A 16,426-nucleotide genomic window follows, 5' to 3' on the forward strand; every position below is an offset into this window, starting at 1 on the left:
GCGATGAAGCCTCAACCGATATGTAGAGACATGCCCCAAAGAGCAGCCAAGGCTGCTCTTTTGCTTTGCAAGAGACGACACATCATGACCGCCGAATCCCGAATCCTTGAACTGCGCGCCGAGCTCGACCAGCACAACTACCGCTACTACGTGCTCGATGAGCCGAGTGTGCCCGACGCTGAGTACGATCGCCTGTTCAATGAACTCAAAGCCCTGGAAGCCGAACATCCAGGGCTGGTGACCGCTGACTCGCCGACCCAGCGTGTTGGCGGCTCGGCGTTGTCGGCATTTAGCCAGGTGCGCCACGAAGTGCCGATGCTCAGCCTGGGCAATGCCTTTGAAGAAAATGACCTGCGCGAGTTTGACCGTCGTGTGGTTGAAGGCCTGGACCTGCCGGCTGGCGACCTGCTGGGTGACGGCGCCGCAGTCGACTACAGCTGCGAGCCCAAGCTCGATGGCCTGGCGGTCAGCCTGCTGTACCGTGATGGGCAACTGGTGCAGGGCGCAACCCGTGGCGACGGCACCACGGGGGAAGACATCAGCGTCAATGTGCGCACTGTGCGCAACATCCCGCTCAAGCTGCAGGGCGAAGGCTGGCCGGCAGTGCTGGAAGTGCGTGGTGAAGTGTACATGTCCAAGGCCGGGTTCGAGCGCCTGAACCAGGCGCAGATCGACGCGGGCGGCAAGACCTTCGCCAACCCGCGCAATGCCGCCGCCGGCAGCCTGCGCCAGCTTGACTCGAAGATCACCGCCAGCCGCCCGCTGGAATTCTGCTGCTATGGCGTCGGCCAGGTATCGGCGCCGGTTGCCGACACCCACATCGGCACCCTGGAGCAGCTCAAGGCCTGGGGCATGCCGATCAGCCGCGAGCTGCGCCATGCCGCTGGCGTGGCCGAGTGCCTGGAGTACTACCGCGACATCGGCGCGCGGCGCAACGAGCTGCCTTACGAGATCGACGGCGTGGTGTTCAAGGTCAACAGCCTGGCTTCCCAGCGCGAGTTGGGCTTCCGCGCCCGTGAACCGCGTTGGGCGATTGCCCACAAGTTCCCGGCCATGGAGGAGCTGACCGAAGTGCTGGACGTCGAGTTCCAGGTCGGCCGCACCGGCGCGGTAACCCCCGTGGCCCGGCTCAAGCCGGTCAAGGTGGCGGGTGTGACGGTGTCCAATGCCACCCTGCACAACATGGACGAAGTCGCCCGCCTGGGCCTGATGATCGGCGACACGGTGATCATTCGCCGCGCCGGTGACGTCATCCCGCAAGTCATGCAGGTGGTCACCGAGCGTCGCCCGGAAGGTGCCCGCCCCGTGCACATCCCCACCGACTGCCCGGTGTGCGGCTCGCAGGTCGAGCGCACCCAGCTGGTCAAGCGCAGCAAGGGCAAGGAGACCGTCAGCGAAGGCGCTGTGTACCGCTGCGTCGGCCGTCTGGCCTGCGCCGCCCAGCTCAAGCAGGCGATCATTCACTATGTATCGCGCCGCGCCATGGATATCGAAGGCCTGGGCGAGAAGAGTGTCGAGCAACTGGTGGACGAAGGCTTGATCCGTTCGCCAGCTGATCTGTACCAGCTGACCTTTGAGCAGATCGTCGACCTTGAAGGCTTTGCCGAGCTGTCGAGCAAGAACCTGTTGGCGGCCATCGAAGCCAGCAAAAAACCGGGCCTGGCGCGCTTCATCTACGCCCTCGGCATTCCGGATGTGGGCGAGGAGACGGCCAAGGTACTGGCTCGCTCCCTGGGTTCGTTGCAGCGGGTCATGGCGGCGTTGCCGCAGGTGCTGACTTACCTGCCGGACATCGGCCTGGAGGTCGCCCACGAGATCCACAGCTTCTTCGAAGACGAGCACAACCGCACAGTGATCGCGCAGTTGCTCGAACGCGGCTTGCAGTTGCAGGACGAAGGGGAGCTGGGCGCCGAGTTCGCCGCCAGCACTACCCTGGCCGGGTTGATTGCCAAGCTGGATATTCCGTCGGTCGGGCCCACCGGCGCGGAAAAACTGGTGGCCAAGCTCGACAGCCTGGAGAAGATCATCGCCGCTGACGGCATCGACCTGCGCCAGGCCTTGGCGGCCAAGCCGGCCGAAGCGGTACGGGCCTTCTTCCAGGTCGCGGAAAACGCCACCCTGGCCCTGGCCATCGAAGCGCAGCTGCGCGACTTCGGTATGCACTGGTCGAGCGAGAAGAAAGTCGCCGAAGGCTTGCCCCTGGCCGGCCAGACCTGGGTGCTGACCGGCTCGCTGGAACGCATGAGCCGCGATGTGGCCAAGGACAAGCTGGAAAGCCTCGGGGCCAAGGTCGCCGGTTCCGTCTCGGCCAAGACCCACTGCGTGGTCGCCGGCCCCGGCGCCGGTTCCAAGCTGGCCAAGGCCAGCGAGTTGGGCCTGAAGGTGCTGGATGAAGATGCCTTCGTCGGCTTCCTGGCCGGTCACGGCATCGCGGTATAAACACGGCACTGGCGACGGTAACCATGGTCTAGTCTTGGCAGGCAGCCAGGGAGGGATCGCCATGTACCGTTTTTTCGAACAGCTGGGCGCCAGGATCGCCGTGCGCTTCGTCAGCCAGCCGCAACGCCCGGATCGGGTCTGGCAGTGCCAATGCGGGCAGTCGGTGTTCTTTCGCAACAGCCAGTGCCTGGCCTGCCAGTCGGCGCTGGGCTATTGGCCGCCGAGCAACCGGGTGGCGAGTCTCTTGCCCGGGCCTGCAGAGGGGCTCTGGCTGCTCGATGGTGAGCCTGAGGCCGGCCCGCTGCGGCGCTGCGCCAACCTCGATACCCCGGCCGCCTGCAACTGGCTGCTGGCCGACCACGAGCCGGATAGCCTGTGCCTGGCCTGTCGCCTGAACCGGACCATTCCGGACCTTTCCATCATCGACAACCACCTACGCTGGCGCAAGCTGGAAACCGCCAAGCGCCGGCTGACCGCGCAGCTGTTGCACCTGGGCTTGCCGGTGGAGCCGAAAGGCGAGGAGGGTGGCCTGGGCCTGGCCTTCGATTTCATCGGCGTCGACCTTGACGGCAAGGCCCCGGTGACCGGTCATGCCAATGGCCTGATCACCCTTGATGTGCGCGAGGCCGATGACGACTGGCGCGAGCGGGTACGCGTGCAACTGCACGAACCTTATCGAACCCTTCTGGGCCACCTGCGTCACGAAGTCGGCCACTACTATTGGGACCGTTTGATTGCTGGCAGCCATTGGCTCGACGGCTTTCGCGACCTGTTCGGCGATGAGCGCGAAAGCTACGGCCAGGCGCTGGAGCGTCACTATCAGCAGGGCGCGCCGAGTGATTGGGCGGCCGCCCATGTCAGTGCCTACGCCACCATGCACCCCTGGGAAGACTGGGCCGAAACCTGGGCGCACTATCTGCACATGACCGATGCACTCGACACCGCTCTGGCCTTGGGCATGAATGCCAGCAGCCTGGAGCTGGATTTCCCGCCCTTCACCCGTGAGGACCTGTATCGCCCGGATGACCCCGGGGCAAAAGATTTTCTCGCTTTTATCAATGCCTGGGTCGAGCTGTCAGCGATGCTCAATGAGCTGTCGCGCAGCATGGGCCAGGTGGATTTCTATCCGTTCGTGCTGCCGTCGGCGGTGGTGGCCAAGCTGCACTTCATTCATCTGCGCATGGCCGACTGTCAACTGGCGCCGGTGGCATAGCTATGTAGTGCAACTGCTGCCGGGCAATGCAATAGCCTCGTGTCTTTTGTGAAGCCCCAACATGACCCGCTCGAACATCTGCCGGGCTGGTCTGCCGGCGTGCTGCTGGCAAGTGCCGGAACAGACCGCTGGGGCCAGGTGCGTACTCTGGTCAAAAGCGCCGAGGGGCATTTCAGCGTCGGGGGGCAGGAGGGTAGCGATACCGACCGTAATCGCGCCCGGCGCCTGAGTGGCCAGGTAGTGCTGGAGGACCGGTTCAGGCCACCCGCACGCCTGGCCGATGGGCGGATCGGCTATCCCTTGAGTGGCCGTGGTGCGGCGGGCGAGCATTGGCAGTTCTATCGCGACCAGGCCAAGCAGTTGTTTCCGCGGCTCACGGATGCTGTCGATGGCCAGTGTCGATGTGCCCAGGCTGCTCAGGGAAAAAGCCGAGGAACTGGTCAGTTTGCGCGAGTCTTTGAGTCAATGGGTGCAGGATGATGCTGCGCCGCAGTCCAGTGGCGCGCAGCGGGCTGGAGGTGCTTGACCTGAGTAACAACCCCTTGGGCACGTCGCCGAGTACGATGCGGTGCGCACCGAGTTGTTCGACAGGGTCTGGCGCATGGTCGATGCTGCCAGCGCCGACAGTCAGTTGCGTGCCAAGTTGTTCAGGCTGGCGGGCCATCCGCGTACCTGCGGCAACAGTATTGCGCTGAACTTCAGCTACCTGGAAATCCAGGTCCAGGTCTTTCAGGCCCTGTCGGTAAGCGAGAGCTCCCAGGTTACCGCCCGGCTGCTGCGTCTGGGCCAGGGCCTGTTCCGCCTGGACAAGCTCGACAAGGTGGTGCTGGACGGTATCAGGCTGCGGCGGGAAAGCACCCAGGGGCGCTGGCGCGATGTCGAGGAAGTGGAAGTCAGCCTGGGTTATCGGGTCAGGCTGGCCGAAGTGCTGGACCTGCCGGGGCAGCCATCGGCAATGTTGTTCCCGGACCTGGTTCTGGTGCGACTGGTTGCGCCAGCGCGACACCCAGGCATTCCTTGCCCTGCGCAACTCGCTGGAGCAACAGGAGCAGGCGTTGGAAGAGCGTCGGGCCTCGATCAGCGGTGCCGAGTACTACGCCGGGTACTCGAGCCTCTACAAAGTGTTCCAGGAAAAAACCGCCGAACCGATCCACAGCCTGAGCGAAGAGGCGGTGCGATGGAGTCTGGGGGATGTTGCAAGGCTGCGTCGCCTGCATGGGTAGATATCTACCGCCAGGTGCCGCCGAGCGGCCGGTAGCGTGGCGCTTTCCCACTGTTCATACAGAGAAGACGCCATGCTTGAATCCCACGACCCCGCAGACGCTCTGAGCTTCCATGAAGCCTTGCAGCGTACTTTGCCCGCCTGGCTGCTTCAGGCCCAGCCCAGTCATCTTGCAGAACTTGCCTACAGCATGGCTCAGAGCCGCCTGTACCGTGCCCGGGTGCAGTCGTTACTGAGCACGTTGCAGGCACTGCCGGGCTTTGCCCATGCAGAACTGAAAAAAGCGCTGGTGCCGGTCTTCGGGCAGGATTTCGACCCGCAGCGTGATCAGTTTTGCCGAGTCACCAGGGTCGCTCAATCCTCGCTGCAGATTCCACCGCAAAGAGTCAGCTACAAGCGCGTGGAAACCCGCCGCAGTATGCTGCAGGCTGCAATGGACAACTTCGAAGCAGAGGAAACCCTGGCTGATACGCTGGGCGAAAGTTACCTGATCGTTGGCAAGCGGGCCCGGGCAGGGGCTGCGGATTTTGCCCGGCGCTGCCGTGAGCTGGACCTGGGCGGGCGTTTTCAGGCGCACCTGGAAGCGCTCTTTACCCCTATGGACGGTCCCGGCCAAACCCAGGGGGCAGCGGCCCGTGAGGTGCACGAGATGCTCGAAGAGCAGCGCCGTTTTGACTTACGGGTAACGGCTTACCTGGCCTGGTTTCAAGGTGACCTGACCGAATGGGGGTTCCGTCTGATGCAGAACCTCACGGCGCAGGCCGGGCCGTTGCGTTTGAAGAACATCGACATCCGCGCCTTTGTTCCCAGCCTGATGGGCGTGGCCCTGCGAGAGGTGCTGGTTATCGGCCAGCATCCGCAGCGGTGCAACTCCCTCGAACAGGCCGCCAGCCTGTTCCTCTACATTCCCGGCGACGCTCAGGGCAGCCTCAAGGAGTTTGCCAGTGTCGCCGAACTGCGGGATGAATGGCAGCAGCGCCTCGGGCTGCCGGGCTATGCAGATTCATTGCTGCGCTTTGCCAGTGTGCAGGATCGCGGCAGGTTGCAGGCGCAGTTGGCAAGTCTACAACCCGCTGGCAGTGTCGAGCTGAGCATCAGCTACCAGGGCACCCCGCTGGCAGCCAACCTGTTCCGCGACATGGTTCGCGCACAAGTTGCCGCCTTGCGTGAAGATGCAGCCAGGCTGGCGGTTCCCACGGCCCAGGTCGATGCGCGGGTGCGTCAACGCAACTGGGAATGGTACGAAACGGCTGGCCTCGACTTGCTGGGCGTTGCCGGCTTGCTCATTCCGGTGCTTGGCGAGGTCATGCTGGGGGTGGCGGCCGTGCAACTGGCCGCTGAAGTCTTTGAAGGCTTCCAGGCTTGGCACAATGATCACCGGGACGAGGCGCTCGAGCATCTGCAGCGCGCTGTGGAACAGGTGGCCGGGGCTGTCGCGCTGGCGGCGGGCGGTCGTGTATTGCAAGAGCTGGCAGAGGCTTCGGGCTTTATGCAAGCCTTGCAGTCAATACGCCTTGTTGGCAACCAACAGCGCCTATGGCACCCCGACCTTGCACCATACCGCCAGGCGGGGCTGCGCCTGGCCGAGGGGCCAGGCGAGCACCCAGGGTTGTTCATGGCCTCAGGCGGCCAGTACTTGCGCATGCAGAAGCACGATTTTGCCGTGGTCAATCAGGGGGATGCCTGGCATATCCAGCCAGTGGACGAGCGCCACACCTTTGCGCCGGCACTTAGGCATAACGGCGATGGCGGCTGGCTGCACGCAGGTGAGTCACCCTGGCAATGGCAGCAATTGCACGTGCTTGGACGCCGCCTCGGGGCATGCGCCGAAGGCCTTGCCGATGCGCAGATTCACCAGGCGCTGGGAGTCTGTGGCTATGATCTTGCGTCCGTTCGCCAGCTGTTGATCGAGCAGCAGCCGCTGCCAGCGGTGATTGTCGATGCCTTCGAGCGGATGGGTGGGGCCAGATTGCCCTGGCCGCAACCGGTCTCCGTGCACGGTCAATGGTTGCTGCGGGACTTTCCCGGATTATCGGTGCGTGCCGCCGAACAAATTGCCGCATCGGCAACCGACGTTGAACTGCAGGTCATGAACCGCCGCCAGCGTGTGGCGCCGGCACTCGCCGAGAAGGCTGTGCGAACCTTGCGTGAACTGCGCCTCAATCGCGCGCTGATCGGCTTTTATCACCGGCAATCGGCAGGCATCGACACCGCTCGTCTGGCGCTGGGGTTACTGCCGCGGTTGCCGGGCTGGCCAGCAGGTGAGTCCCTGGCCGTCACGGCGCAAGAGCTGGTCGAGCAGATCGACCCGCACACGGATGTCATCGCGGCGCTTTTCCAGCGGCTTTCTGCGTCGTTGCAAGGGTCTTTCGCCGAGCCCGCTGAACTGGGTACAGAACTGGCCAGTGAGGCATTGCTGCAGCGCAGGCGGTGTGCGCAACTGCTGGGTTTGCAGAACGAGACAGCCTGGTTGCGTTCACCGCAGCGTCTGGATGCGGGGCGGCTCGGCTATCCGTTGAGCGGCAGGGGGCGCCTTTGGGCCATTCACCCTTCAAGGTCGGGCCAGGTGCGCGCTCTATATCCGAACATGACGGATGGTGAAATCAATCAACTGGTGGCGTATCTGGAGGCTCGCGGCACCACGCTGGCGAGCTACCTGGTGCAGCGCAAGGCCGAGCTCAGGCAACTTGAAAGTGACCTGCGCTACTGGGAAGGGGAGGCCATTGGCGAGGCGTCGACCAGTGCCAGGCGCCGGGTTTCCCGGCAGTTGCGCCGGGCCTGGGGGCGTCAGGCGGAGCGCGCCTACGACCCTCAGGGCAAGGCCTATGGCTTTCGCCTGGATTTGCATGGCGCGCGCATCGGTCGGCTGCCGGAGCTTGAAGCCTGCAACTTTGATGCGGTGGTCGAACTGACCTTGACCGATATGGCGTTGAGCGAAATCCCCCAGGGTTTTCTCGCTGCATTCCCCGATCTGGAGCGGCTTTCCCTCGATCATAATGACCTTCAGCGGCTTACGGCCGAGATCAGCGCCTGCACCAATCTCAAGTATCTCAACCTGTCGCACAACCGATTGTCCTTGACGGCGGAGCAGGCGCAGGCGCTGTCCGGCTTGACCCAACTGGAGGAGCTGAGGCTTGCCGACAACCCGTTGAGTACCGCGCCGAACTTGGAACGGATGCCCTACCTGCGGCGCTTGCAACTGCAAAGCTGTGGGCTGCAAACCTGCCCCGAGGGCCTGGCGGGCAGAGCCTTTCTGGAGCTGGCTGACTTGCGCAACAACGCGATCGTGACGCTCCCCGCCGAGCTGTTGGCAATTGATTCACGGCTGGCGCCGCGGGTGCTGCTGGGTGACAACCCGTTCGACAGCGCTGCCCGTCAAGGGTTGCTGGAGTATCGCCAGCGTACCAACGTTACCCTGGGCGGGTTGGCCCCGCGTCAGCAGGCCACCTGGCATGCCTCCTACTACTGGCTGGACCTGTTGTCGGCGCCCCTGAAAGCGCAGCGTGAACTGCAGTGGGCCCTGGTGGAGCACGAAAGCGGCGCCGGGGCGTTTTTCGATCTGCTGGCGCGTCTCGGGGAGACCGCTGATTACCGTTTGCAACGGGGCGATCTCGAGTGTCGGGTCTGGGCCTTGTTCGATGCGGCCTGGGCAAGCGCAGGCTTGCGTAGCGAGTTATTCGATCTGGCGGTCAGTGATGTTACCTGTGGCGACAGTGTGGCCCTCAACTTCAGTGCCATGGAGGTCCGCATGTTGGCGCATCAGGTTGGCGCCCTGGCGCTCGATGCCAACGACAGCGCTCCATTACTCAAACTGGCCCGCGGATTGTTTCGCCTGGAGCAGTTGGACAGTTTCGCCGACCAGGAGCTGGCCGCCAGGCCTTTGCTGGTGGATCGGGCACGGGATCAGATCGAAGTGCGCCTGGCTTATCGCCTGGGTCTGGCCGATGCATTGGCGTTACCGGGGCAGCCGCGCACCATGCTCCATGACGATTGGGCCGGGGTAGGGCCGCAGCAGTTGGAACAAGCCCGGCTCCAGGTGTTGGCCGATGAGCAGGGTGAGGCCTTGCAGAAGTTCGTCTGTTCGCGGGATTTCTGGCAGGACTTTCTGCGGCGCAAGTACCCGGACCGCTTCACCGCCATGCAGAGGCCTTATCGCCAAGCGCTGGAGGCGGCCGCCGAAGAGGACGACAACTATTGGCAGCAGGCGGCGATGATCGGCGAAGCACGGCAGAACGCCTTCGATGCGTTGGTGCAAACCCTGACCCGCGAAGAGAGCACAGCGCCGGCAGATGCTGGCCAGGAACGCCAAGTCATTGAGTAACGATGAGTTTTTAGCAATTAAAGGTTGTAACTTGGCCTGATGCCGGTACAATGGCGCGGCTCGTCGCTAGATGAGCATGCGTTATGGTGACCCCATCGGTCCCCCCGCAACGATCAGCCGTGAACCCGGTCAGGCCTGGAAGGGAGCAGCCGCAGCGGTGACATTGTGTGCCGGGGTGTGGCTGGTGGGGTCGCCACCTATCTCGCCTTGTGCGTCGTACACCTTCCCTCATCTCCTTGAATGCTCTTGGCTGCCATTGGCCAGCGAATGATGGCGCGCGCTCGGTTTTTTGCGGTTATGGCGTTGCAACGGTTGGCTGAGTGTAACGCTCGATGATCTGCTGGAGTTCCCCGGACGCCTTCAGGTGCAGCAACGCGCGTAAAATACCCTGTACCGGCAGGTCCGGCGCATTGCGAACAACGCACCCCAGGCTCTGCTCCTCGACCACGGCCAGAGGCCGCAGCCGTTGCCCGGCAGGCAACTCGCGGTTGAACCAGTCCAGCGATAGCTGGTTGCTGATTGCATAGCGGTAGCGGTTGGCGTTCAGCTTGTTCAGTACCAGCAATTGATTGCGGCTGTCTTCACGCTGCAACTGGCCGCTGGCAAACAGCGGCTCGATGGTTGAGTAGGTGTAGCCGAGCACGGTGCCAATGGCTTGCGGTGCCAGTTGCTTGGGTAGCAGCGGCTGCATCTCGCCGGGCTGGCCGACCAGCAAGTCGCGTTGCTGGAGCAGCGGCAAACTCCAGAGGTAGGTATTCCCGGGGATAGTGAGCCAGGACTGGGCAACATAGCAGCGTACATCGATATCGCCGTTCTCCATGGCGTGCTGCAAGCGCAGGCGCGGTAATACATGAAACTGCGCGCGATGCCCGACGTCTCGGGCCACGGCCAGCATCAGGTCGTGCAAAATACCTTCGACCGGTTGTTGCTGTTCAACGCGTATCAGTGGCATGGCCCAGCTTTCGGCCACCGAAAAGCGCAGTACGGGGTCGGCCGCCTGGCTGGCGGTGCTTGCCAGCAGCAACGCACTCAGTATTCTCCACACACCGCATCCTCCCTGATGCCCGCCTGACAGCTTAGCCGAGATCGGCGGGGTGCAATTTTGCCCCCGCTCCGCTACGATTAGCGGTCTTCAGCTTGCAGTCGCGACGGTTTTCGATGAGTTATCAGGTTCTTGCACGTAAATGGCGTCCGCGCTCGTTCCGCGAAATGGTCGGCCAGACCCATGTGCTCAAGGCCTTGATCAATGCGCTGGACAACCAGCGCCTGCACCATGCCTACCTGTTCACCGGCACCCGCGGCGTGGGCAAGACCACCATCGCGCGGATCATCGCCAAGTGCCTTAACTGCGAAACCGGTATCACCTCCACGCCCTGTGGTACCTGTTCGGTGTGCCGGGAAATCGACGAAGGGCGCTTTGTCGACCTGATCGAGATCGACGCCGCCAGCCGCACCAAGGTCGAAGACACCCGCGAACTGCTCGACAATGTGCAGTACGCGCCAAGCCGCGGACGCTTCAAGGTTTACCTGATCGACGAAGTGCACATGCTCTCCAGCCACTCGTTCAACGCCTTGCTGAAAACGTTGGAAGAGCCACCACCCTACGTCAAGTTCATCCTTGCCACCACCGACCCGCAGAAGCTGCCGGCGACCATCCTGTCGCGCTGCCTGCAGTTCTCGCTGAAGAACATGACCCCCGAGCGGGTGGTCGAGCACTTGAGCCATGTGCTCGGCGCCGAAAACGTACCCTTTGAAGACGATGCCCTGTGGCTGCTCGGCCGCGCGGCCGACGGCTCGATGCGCGACGCCATGAGCCTGACCGACCAGGCCATCGCCTTTGGCGAAGGCAAGGTCCTGGCAGCCGATGTGCGGGCAATGCTCGGCACCCTCGACCACGGTCAGGTGTACGGCGTGCTTCAGGCCTTGCTGGAAGGCGACGCGCGGGCCTTGCTCGAAGCCGTTCGGCACCTGGCGGAACAGGGGCCGGACTGGAATGGCGTGCTGGCCGAGATGCTCAACGTGCTGCACCGCGTGGCCATTGCCCAAGCGTTGCCGGAGGCGGTCGATAATGGCCAGGGCGATCGCGACCGGGTCCTGGCCCTGGCTCGGGCATTGCCGGCCGAAGACGTGCAGTTCTATTACCAGATGGGGCTGATCGGTCGACGCGATCTGCCATTGGCACCGGATCCGCGTGGTGGTTTCGAGATGGTCCTGCTGCGCATGCTGGCGTTCCGTCCCGCCGATACCGACGATGCGCCGAAGCCGGTGCTAAAGCCGGTGGGGATCAGCCAGGCCACAGCTGATTCTGCAAGCGCGGTGGCAGCAGCCCCCCAGGCTGCGCCGGCCGTGGCAGCTGCGCCCGTGGTTACTGAGCCTGAGCCTGTTGCGGAGCCAGAGCCAGAGCCTGTACCCGAGCCGGTCGAGGCCCAGCTACCTGAGCCGGTTGTCGACCTGCCCTGGAACGATCCCGTCGCTTCTGAGCCTGAGGTCGAGCCCGCGCCGGTTGCCGTAGAGCCGCCGCCCGCGCCTGCGCCGGCTCAGCAGGTCGCGCCGCAGCACGTGCCGCCGCCCGACGATGGCATCGGCTACAGCCCGGCCGGCATGGACCGCGACGACGAGCCGCCGCTGGACGAAGACTATTACGAGCCGGAAATGGACCCGGCCAGCTACAGTTACCTGGACGAGCTGGCCATCGAGCATGCTCACGAAGTTGATGCGCCGCCTGCCGAGCCATTGCCCGCCGCGCAGCCGGCCACGGGCCTGGCGCTGAAATGGCTGGAATTGTTCCCGCAGTTGCCGATTTCCGGGATGACCGGCAATATCGCCGCCAACTGTACGCTGATCAGTGCCGAAGGCGACGATTGGCTGCTGCACCTGGACCCGGCCCACAGCGCCCTGTTCAACAGCACGCAACAGCGGCGCCTGAACGATGCGTTGAACCAGCACCTGGGCCGTACGCTCAAACTGACCATCGAGCTGATTCGCCCTGAGCAGGAAACCCCGGCCCAGGCCGCAGCCCGCAAGCGCGCCGAACGCCAGGGCCAGGCAGAGGCCTCGATCCAGGATGATCCGCTGATCCAGCAGATGATCCAGCAGTTCGGCGCCATGGTCAGGCACGATACTATTGAACCTGTCGACGCTCCGGTTGCCCAGGGCGAGTAACGCAATAACACCAGCGGCCCGGGCCAGGCCCTCGCCGCACCCCGTAACGTAATACTTGAGGTGATCCCCATGATGAAAGGTGGCATGGCCGGCCTGATGAAGCAGGCTCAGCAGATGCAGGAAAAAATGGCCAAGATGCAGGAAGAACTGGCCAACGCCGAAGTGACCGGCCAATCCGGTGCCGGCCTGGTCAGCGTGGTGATGACCGGTCGTCACGACGTCAAGCGCATCAGCCTGGACGACAGCCTGATGCAGGAAGACAAGGAAGTGCTTGAAGACCTGATCGCCGCCGCCGTCAACGACGCCGTGCGCAAGGTCGAAGCCAACAGCCAGGAAAAAATGGGCGGCATGACCGCCGGCATGCAGTTGCCGCCAGGTTTCAAGATGCCGTTCTGAAGTCGTTGCACGGTTAAAAAAGCCAGGCTATTGCCTGGCTTTTTTGTGCTCAGTCGTAACTCATCAGGAACGTCGCCCGGCCTGGAGCAGAGCCGGGGGTTACCTGGGCGGTGGTCTGTACGTACTGTGCGCGCAAGGGGATCCGGTGCGTCACCGGGCCTGAACCCACGGTACCGCCTGGTTGCCGGGTGCCCAGCACGATTGGGGTGTTGTCGTTACGCAGCAGGCGAATACCGATACCACGCGCAGTAGCGTGACTGGCCAGGCTGATGGTTGAGGACTGGTTGCCCGGGTTGCTGGCGTCGGTGATGGTATAGCTGACGTTGAGGCGGCTGCCACTGCTGCCGCCGACACAGTTGAGACGGATCTCGAGCGGCTGGGGTGCGGTGACCTTGCCCACGGCGTCAAAGAATCTTGATGGATGATCCAGCAGGTTGACGGGGATCGTTTTCGAACCCGGGTCGACGGCGCAGGTGGGGTCGGCTGAGACAACCTCGACTCTGGTTTGCACCATCGTCAGCCTGGCGGTGTTGGCCGGGGTATGCGGCTCAAAGGTGTGGCTAATGATTGTCTGCGGGAAAAACAGGAGCCCGCTGTTCACCGGTCCGGTCTTGATCAACTGCAGTCTGTACCAAGGGGTGACATCGGTAGTGCCGGCCGGATGCGTGATAGTGGGGACCGGCCAGCTATAAAAACGACTGGCGCCGGCTTCGGAGCCCGTGATCTTGATACCGATACCCTCCAGATTGGTTCGATGAATGCCTTCGCCGATGTGGGTGAAAACCTCGGTAAAACCGGCTCGCTGCCCATGGGCGGCAGAGCAACGGTAGGCCATGCGTGTCGCGTATCGGGTGCCGCTGTCATAAATCACCTTGCCTACCGGATCTATTGCAGACACCGTCAGCTGCGAGTTTATGGTGATGTAGGCTTGGGAAGGGCTGGAGCCGATATGTACACAACTGGCGGTACTGATGCCGCTATGGGCCAGCAGCAGCAATCCTGTCGCGCCGGCGATGCGCGCGGGTAAAGAACAAAGCATGGGCAGGTCTCGACGGTTCAAGGGTGGGCTGGCGTTGCAAGGCAAACGGACTGAATGTTTTGCGGCGCGGCGCCCGCAGTTTTTTTCGCGGCGGCGGGCAGGGCATAGGTAATCCGGCAATTGCCTGTCGAGCCGTTGTCCCAGCGCACGATGATTTCACCTTCATCCTGAAGGCCGCGGGCGAACAGTTGGCTGCCTTGTCCGACGGCACCCAATTCATTGCCGTCGGTATCCAGCACCGCTGCGCCAAACGGCAATGGCTGGCCATCGACCTGGCGGGCGTGAATAACGGCCGAACGCCCGGAGCGGGTCTGGAATACCAGCAGTGGAATGGCGCCGGCCCGTGGCACGGTCTGCTGGCTGCTCGATTGCAGCTCGACGTCGGTCGACAGCCCCTTGGGGTCGATGGCAACCGTGTTGCGCCGGTAAGGCGTAAGGTTTGGTACTACGGCATAGCCACTGCTGTCGACTTTCAGCGCGGTGCCGGAGGTGACTCGTGCGCCATCGGCGTCTTTGGCGTGAATCAGGCCGAAGGTTTCACTCAAGGGTTGCGACAAGGTTAAACCGTCAGCATGGGCGACGATGGCGCCGCGCAGGCCAAGCGAGGCTTGCGAAGTGTGCCGTCCCTGGCTGAGTGAACCGCTGAGCTCGGCGGCCGAGCCGCGGTAGAGTAGGTTGCTGCTGAGTGTATGGTTGTTCTGGCCATGATGGCGGTCCTGGCTGGCGGTGATGCCGTAGCTCAGGTGCTGATCGTCACTGGTGGCGCCCGTAAGGGTGGCCTGGGCCCGGCTGTTGCCGTTGCTGTCCCTGGAAATACTGCTGCTGAGGCTGCGCACACGCTCGCTGCCCAGAGGTAGGGACAGGCTCAAATAGAGGGTGTTGCCGGCGCGCCCGAAGCGGTCACGTTCCCGAGTACTGCTGAGGGTGTAGCCCAGGGTCTTGTAGTGATTGCTATAGCCGATCGAGTAGCTCAGATCACTGCCGGCATGGTCCCAGTAGCTCGACGCCGAGGCGCTCAGGTGCAGTTGGCCGTAATTTAGTGCCAACGGTTGGGCTAGTGACAGGGTGGTGCGGCTGCGATGGCGCTGGTAGCGCTGATCGCCGGCATCGCGCAGGAACTGGCGGCTGAGCTGGGCGTCTTCCAGGCCATAGAAGCCGCGGGTGGAGTAGCGGTAGGTGGCCAGGGCGATCTGCGTGTCGGTTTCGCTCAGGGTCTTTGCGTAGCTCAGGCGCAGGCTCTGGCCTTGCTGACTGCCGAGCCCGGGCAGGTGGGTACGGGCCTGGGTAAGGTCGGCGCCGAACGCACCCAGCTCAGTGTTCAGGCTACCACCGAGCAAGGCTGAGCCATACCCGGATGCCAGGGTCATACCGCTGTAGGTGCTGACCAGGTTGTTCAGGCCATATTGCCAGGTGCCTTCGACGAACACCGGGTTGCTGTTCAGTTGCTGGTTGCGCAAGGTGCCCAGCGTTGCACTGTAGCGGCTGGCACCGGCGCGCAAGGACAACGGAACGGCGGCGTAAGGCACGGAGAAACTATGTTCGCGGCCGTCCGCCTCGGTCACTGTGACCTCCAGGTCGCCGCCGTAGCCGGTTGCATACAAGTCATCGATTTCGAATGCGCCCGGTGCGACGGTGGTTTCGTGCAGGGTTACACCGCGTTGGCGGATCAGTACTCGTGCGTTACTGCTGGCGATACCGCGCGCCACTGGTGCATAGCCGCGCAGCGAGGCGGGCAGCATGCGGTCGTCGCTGGCCAGGCGTATGCCGGTGTAGCTCAATGAATCGAACAGCCCGCCCGAGGTGTAGCTTTCACCAAGTGTCAGTTGCGAGCGCCAGGGGGTGATATCACGCTGGGCATAGCTGGCAATGCTCTGGTAGCGCTGCTGGCCTTGGTCGCTCCAGTTCAGCGAACCATCATGGCGCAGGCGCCACGGCCCGATATTGAGCCCGGCACCGAGCCCCAGGTAGGTCTGGCGAAAATTGCCCTGGCTGCGATGCTGGGTGCTGTAGGTGTTGAGGTTGTAGTCGAGAAAACCCGCTGTTATGCCGCTGTCCCATTGTGACGGGTCAACCGTTTCGCGGGCGCTGCGTTTGACCGCGATTTGCGGCACCGACAAGTACAGGCGCTGGTTGGCAAAGTCCAGGCGGCTGCTGGCATCGTCCAGTGCTCCGTCGATGGGTATGCAGGCCTGGGCGGCAGAAAGTTGCTGTTGCGCTTGCGGGTAAAACTTGCTGCTATCCAGGCCGAGACGCTCTAGCAGGGCATTGTCGAAACAGGCCAGGGCTTCTTCGTTACCGGGCCGGGCCCTGAAGCTGAGGTTGAAGCGCCCGTGCCACTCGTCGTTGACCACAACGTCCACATTGTAGATTCCAGGGCTTGCGACGTTGCGCCGCTCGAAGCGCGACAGGTCCACGGGCAGGTTGCTGCCGTTGCCCAGGAATGCCGGTTCAAATTCAACCTGCGCGGATAAGGCGGTGTCGGCCATGACCGAAACGTGCCATGACAACAAACCGGACAGACCAACAGATAATCGGCTTATTGTTGAGGCTGATTGTTTTCGGGGCGAGCGAAAGTGTAATGATATTAAAGTCATTTTCAGGGGTGCCAATATTAAACTTGGGCACGCACGAAAA

Annotated in this window: 10 protein-coding genes, 1 other RNA gene and 1 pseudogene; 9 read left to right on the forward strand and 3 right to left on the reverse strand. The window is 63.1% G+C overall.

The window, feature by feature from the left end; genetic code table 11:
- Positions 1-84: 84 nt before the first annotated feature.
- From ligA to ffs, 7 genes and pseudogenes are all read left to right on the forward strand, one after another.
- Positions 85-2,439, forward strand: a complete 2,355-nt coding sequence (gene ligA / locus KHO53_RS18640) for an NAD-dependent DNA ligase LigA (RefSeq protein ID WP_213570640.1) — start codon at positions 85-87, stop codon at positions 2,437-2,439.
- Positions 2,440-2,500: 61 nt separating this feature from the next.
- Complete coding sequence (locus KHO53_RS18645) at positions 2,501-3,652, forward strand: zinc-binding metallopeptidase family protein (RefSeq protein WP_213570641.1); 1,152 nt, start codon at positions 2,501-2,503, stop codon at positions 3,650-3,652.
- Positions 3,653-3,691: 39 nt separating this feature from the next.
- A complete protein-coding gene (locus KHO53_RS26060) occupies positions 3,692-4,132 on the forward strand; it encodes a hypothetical protein (RefSeq protein ID WP_213570642.1) in 441 nt (146 codons plus the stop codon).
- Between the two features lie 121 nt (positions 4,133-4,253).
- Positions 4,254-4,571: pseudogene (locus tag KHO53_RS26065) on the forward strand (NEL-type E3 ubiquitin ligase domain-containing protein); the annotation flags it as partial.
- 70 nt (positions 4,572-4,641) lie between these two features.
- Positions 4,642-4,875, forward strand: a complete 234-nt coding sequence (locus tag KHO53_RS25635; RefSeq protein ID WP_249684624.1) for a hypothetical protein — start codon at positions 4,642-4,644, stop codon at positions 4,873-4,875.
- 72 nt (positions 4,876-4,947) lie between these two features.
- Positions 4,948-9,195 (forward strand): NEL-type E3 ubiquitin ligase domain-containing protein, encoded by a 4,248-nt coding sequence (locus KHO53_RS18660; protein WP_213570644.1) that lies wholly within the window; start codon positions 4,948-4,950, stop codon positions 9,193-9,195.
- Between the two features lie 93 nt (positions 9,196-9,288).
- An RNA gene (gene ffs, locus KHO53_RS18665) (signal recognition particle sRNA small type) lies at positions 9,289-9,385 on the forward strand.
- A 105-nt stretch (positions 9,386-9,490) separates the two neighbouring features.
- On the opposite strand, the gene KHO53_RS18670 is transcribed toward ffs, so the two are convergent.
- A complete protein-coding gene (locus KHO53_RS18670) occupies positions 9,491-10,240 on the reverse strand; it encodes a substrate-binding periplasmic protein (RefSeq protein ID WP_026001477.1) in 750 nt (249 codons plus the stop codon).
- A 113-nt stretch (positions 10,241-10,353) separates the two neighbouring features.
- On the opposite strand from KHO53_RS18670, the gene dnaX reads away from it, so the two are divergent.
- A complete protein-coding gene (gene dnaX, locus KHO53_RS18675; RefSeq protein WP_010226012.1) occupies positions 10,354-12,357 on the forward strand; it encodes a DNA polymerase III subunit gamma/tau in 2,004 nt (667 codons plus the stop codon).
- Positions 12,358-12,426: 69 nt separating this feature from the next.
- Entirely contained in the window at positions 12,427-12,753 is a 327-nt protein-coding gene (locus KHO53_RS18680; protein WP_010226011.1) for a YbaB/EbfC family nucleoid-associated protein, read from the forward strand.
- A gap of 49 nt (positions 12,754-12,802) precedes the next feature.
- Here KHO53_RS18680 and KHO53_RS18685 read toward each other — a convergent pair whose 3' ends face one another.
- Together KHO53_RS18685 and KHO53_RS18690 are read right to left on the reverse strand one after the other, a co-directional pair.
- Complete coding sequence (locus KHO53_RS18685; RefSeq protein ID WP_213570645.1) at positions 12,803-13,792, reverse strand: fimbrial protein; 990 nt, start codon at positions 13,790-13,792, stop codon at positions 12,803-12,805.
- A gap of 17 nt (positions 13,793-13,809) precedes the next feature.
- On the reverse strand, positions 13,810-16,278 hold the full coding sequence (locus tag KHO53_RS18690; protein ID WP_213570646.1) for a fimbria/pilus outer membrane usher protein: 2,469 nt from the start codon (positions 16,276-16,278) through the stop codon (positions 13,810-13,812).
- Positions 16,279-16,426: the final 148 nt, after the last annotated feature.

Source organism: Pseudomonas sp. RC2C2 (assembly GCF_018390435.1).
Taxonomy (GTDB): domain Bacteria; phylum Pseudomonadota; class Gammaproteobacteria; order Pseudomonadales; family Pseudomonadaceae; genus Aquipseudomonas; species Aquipseudomonas donghuensis.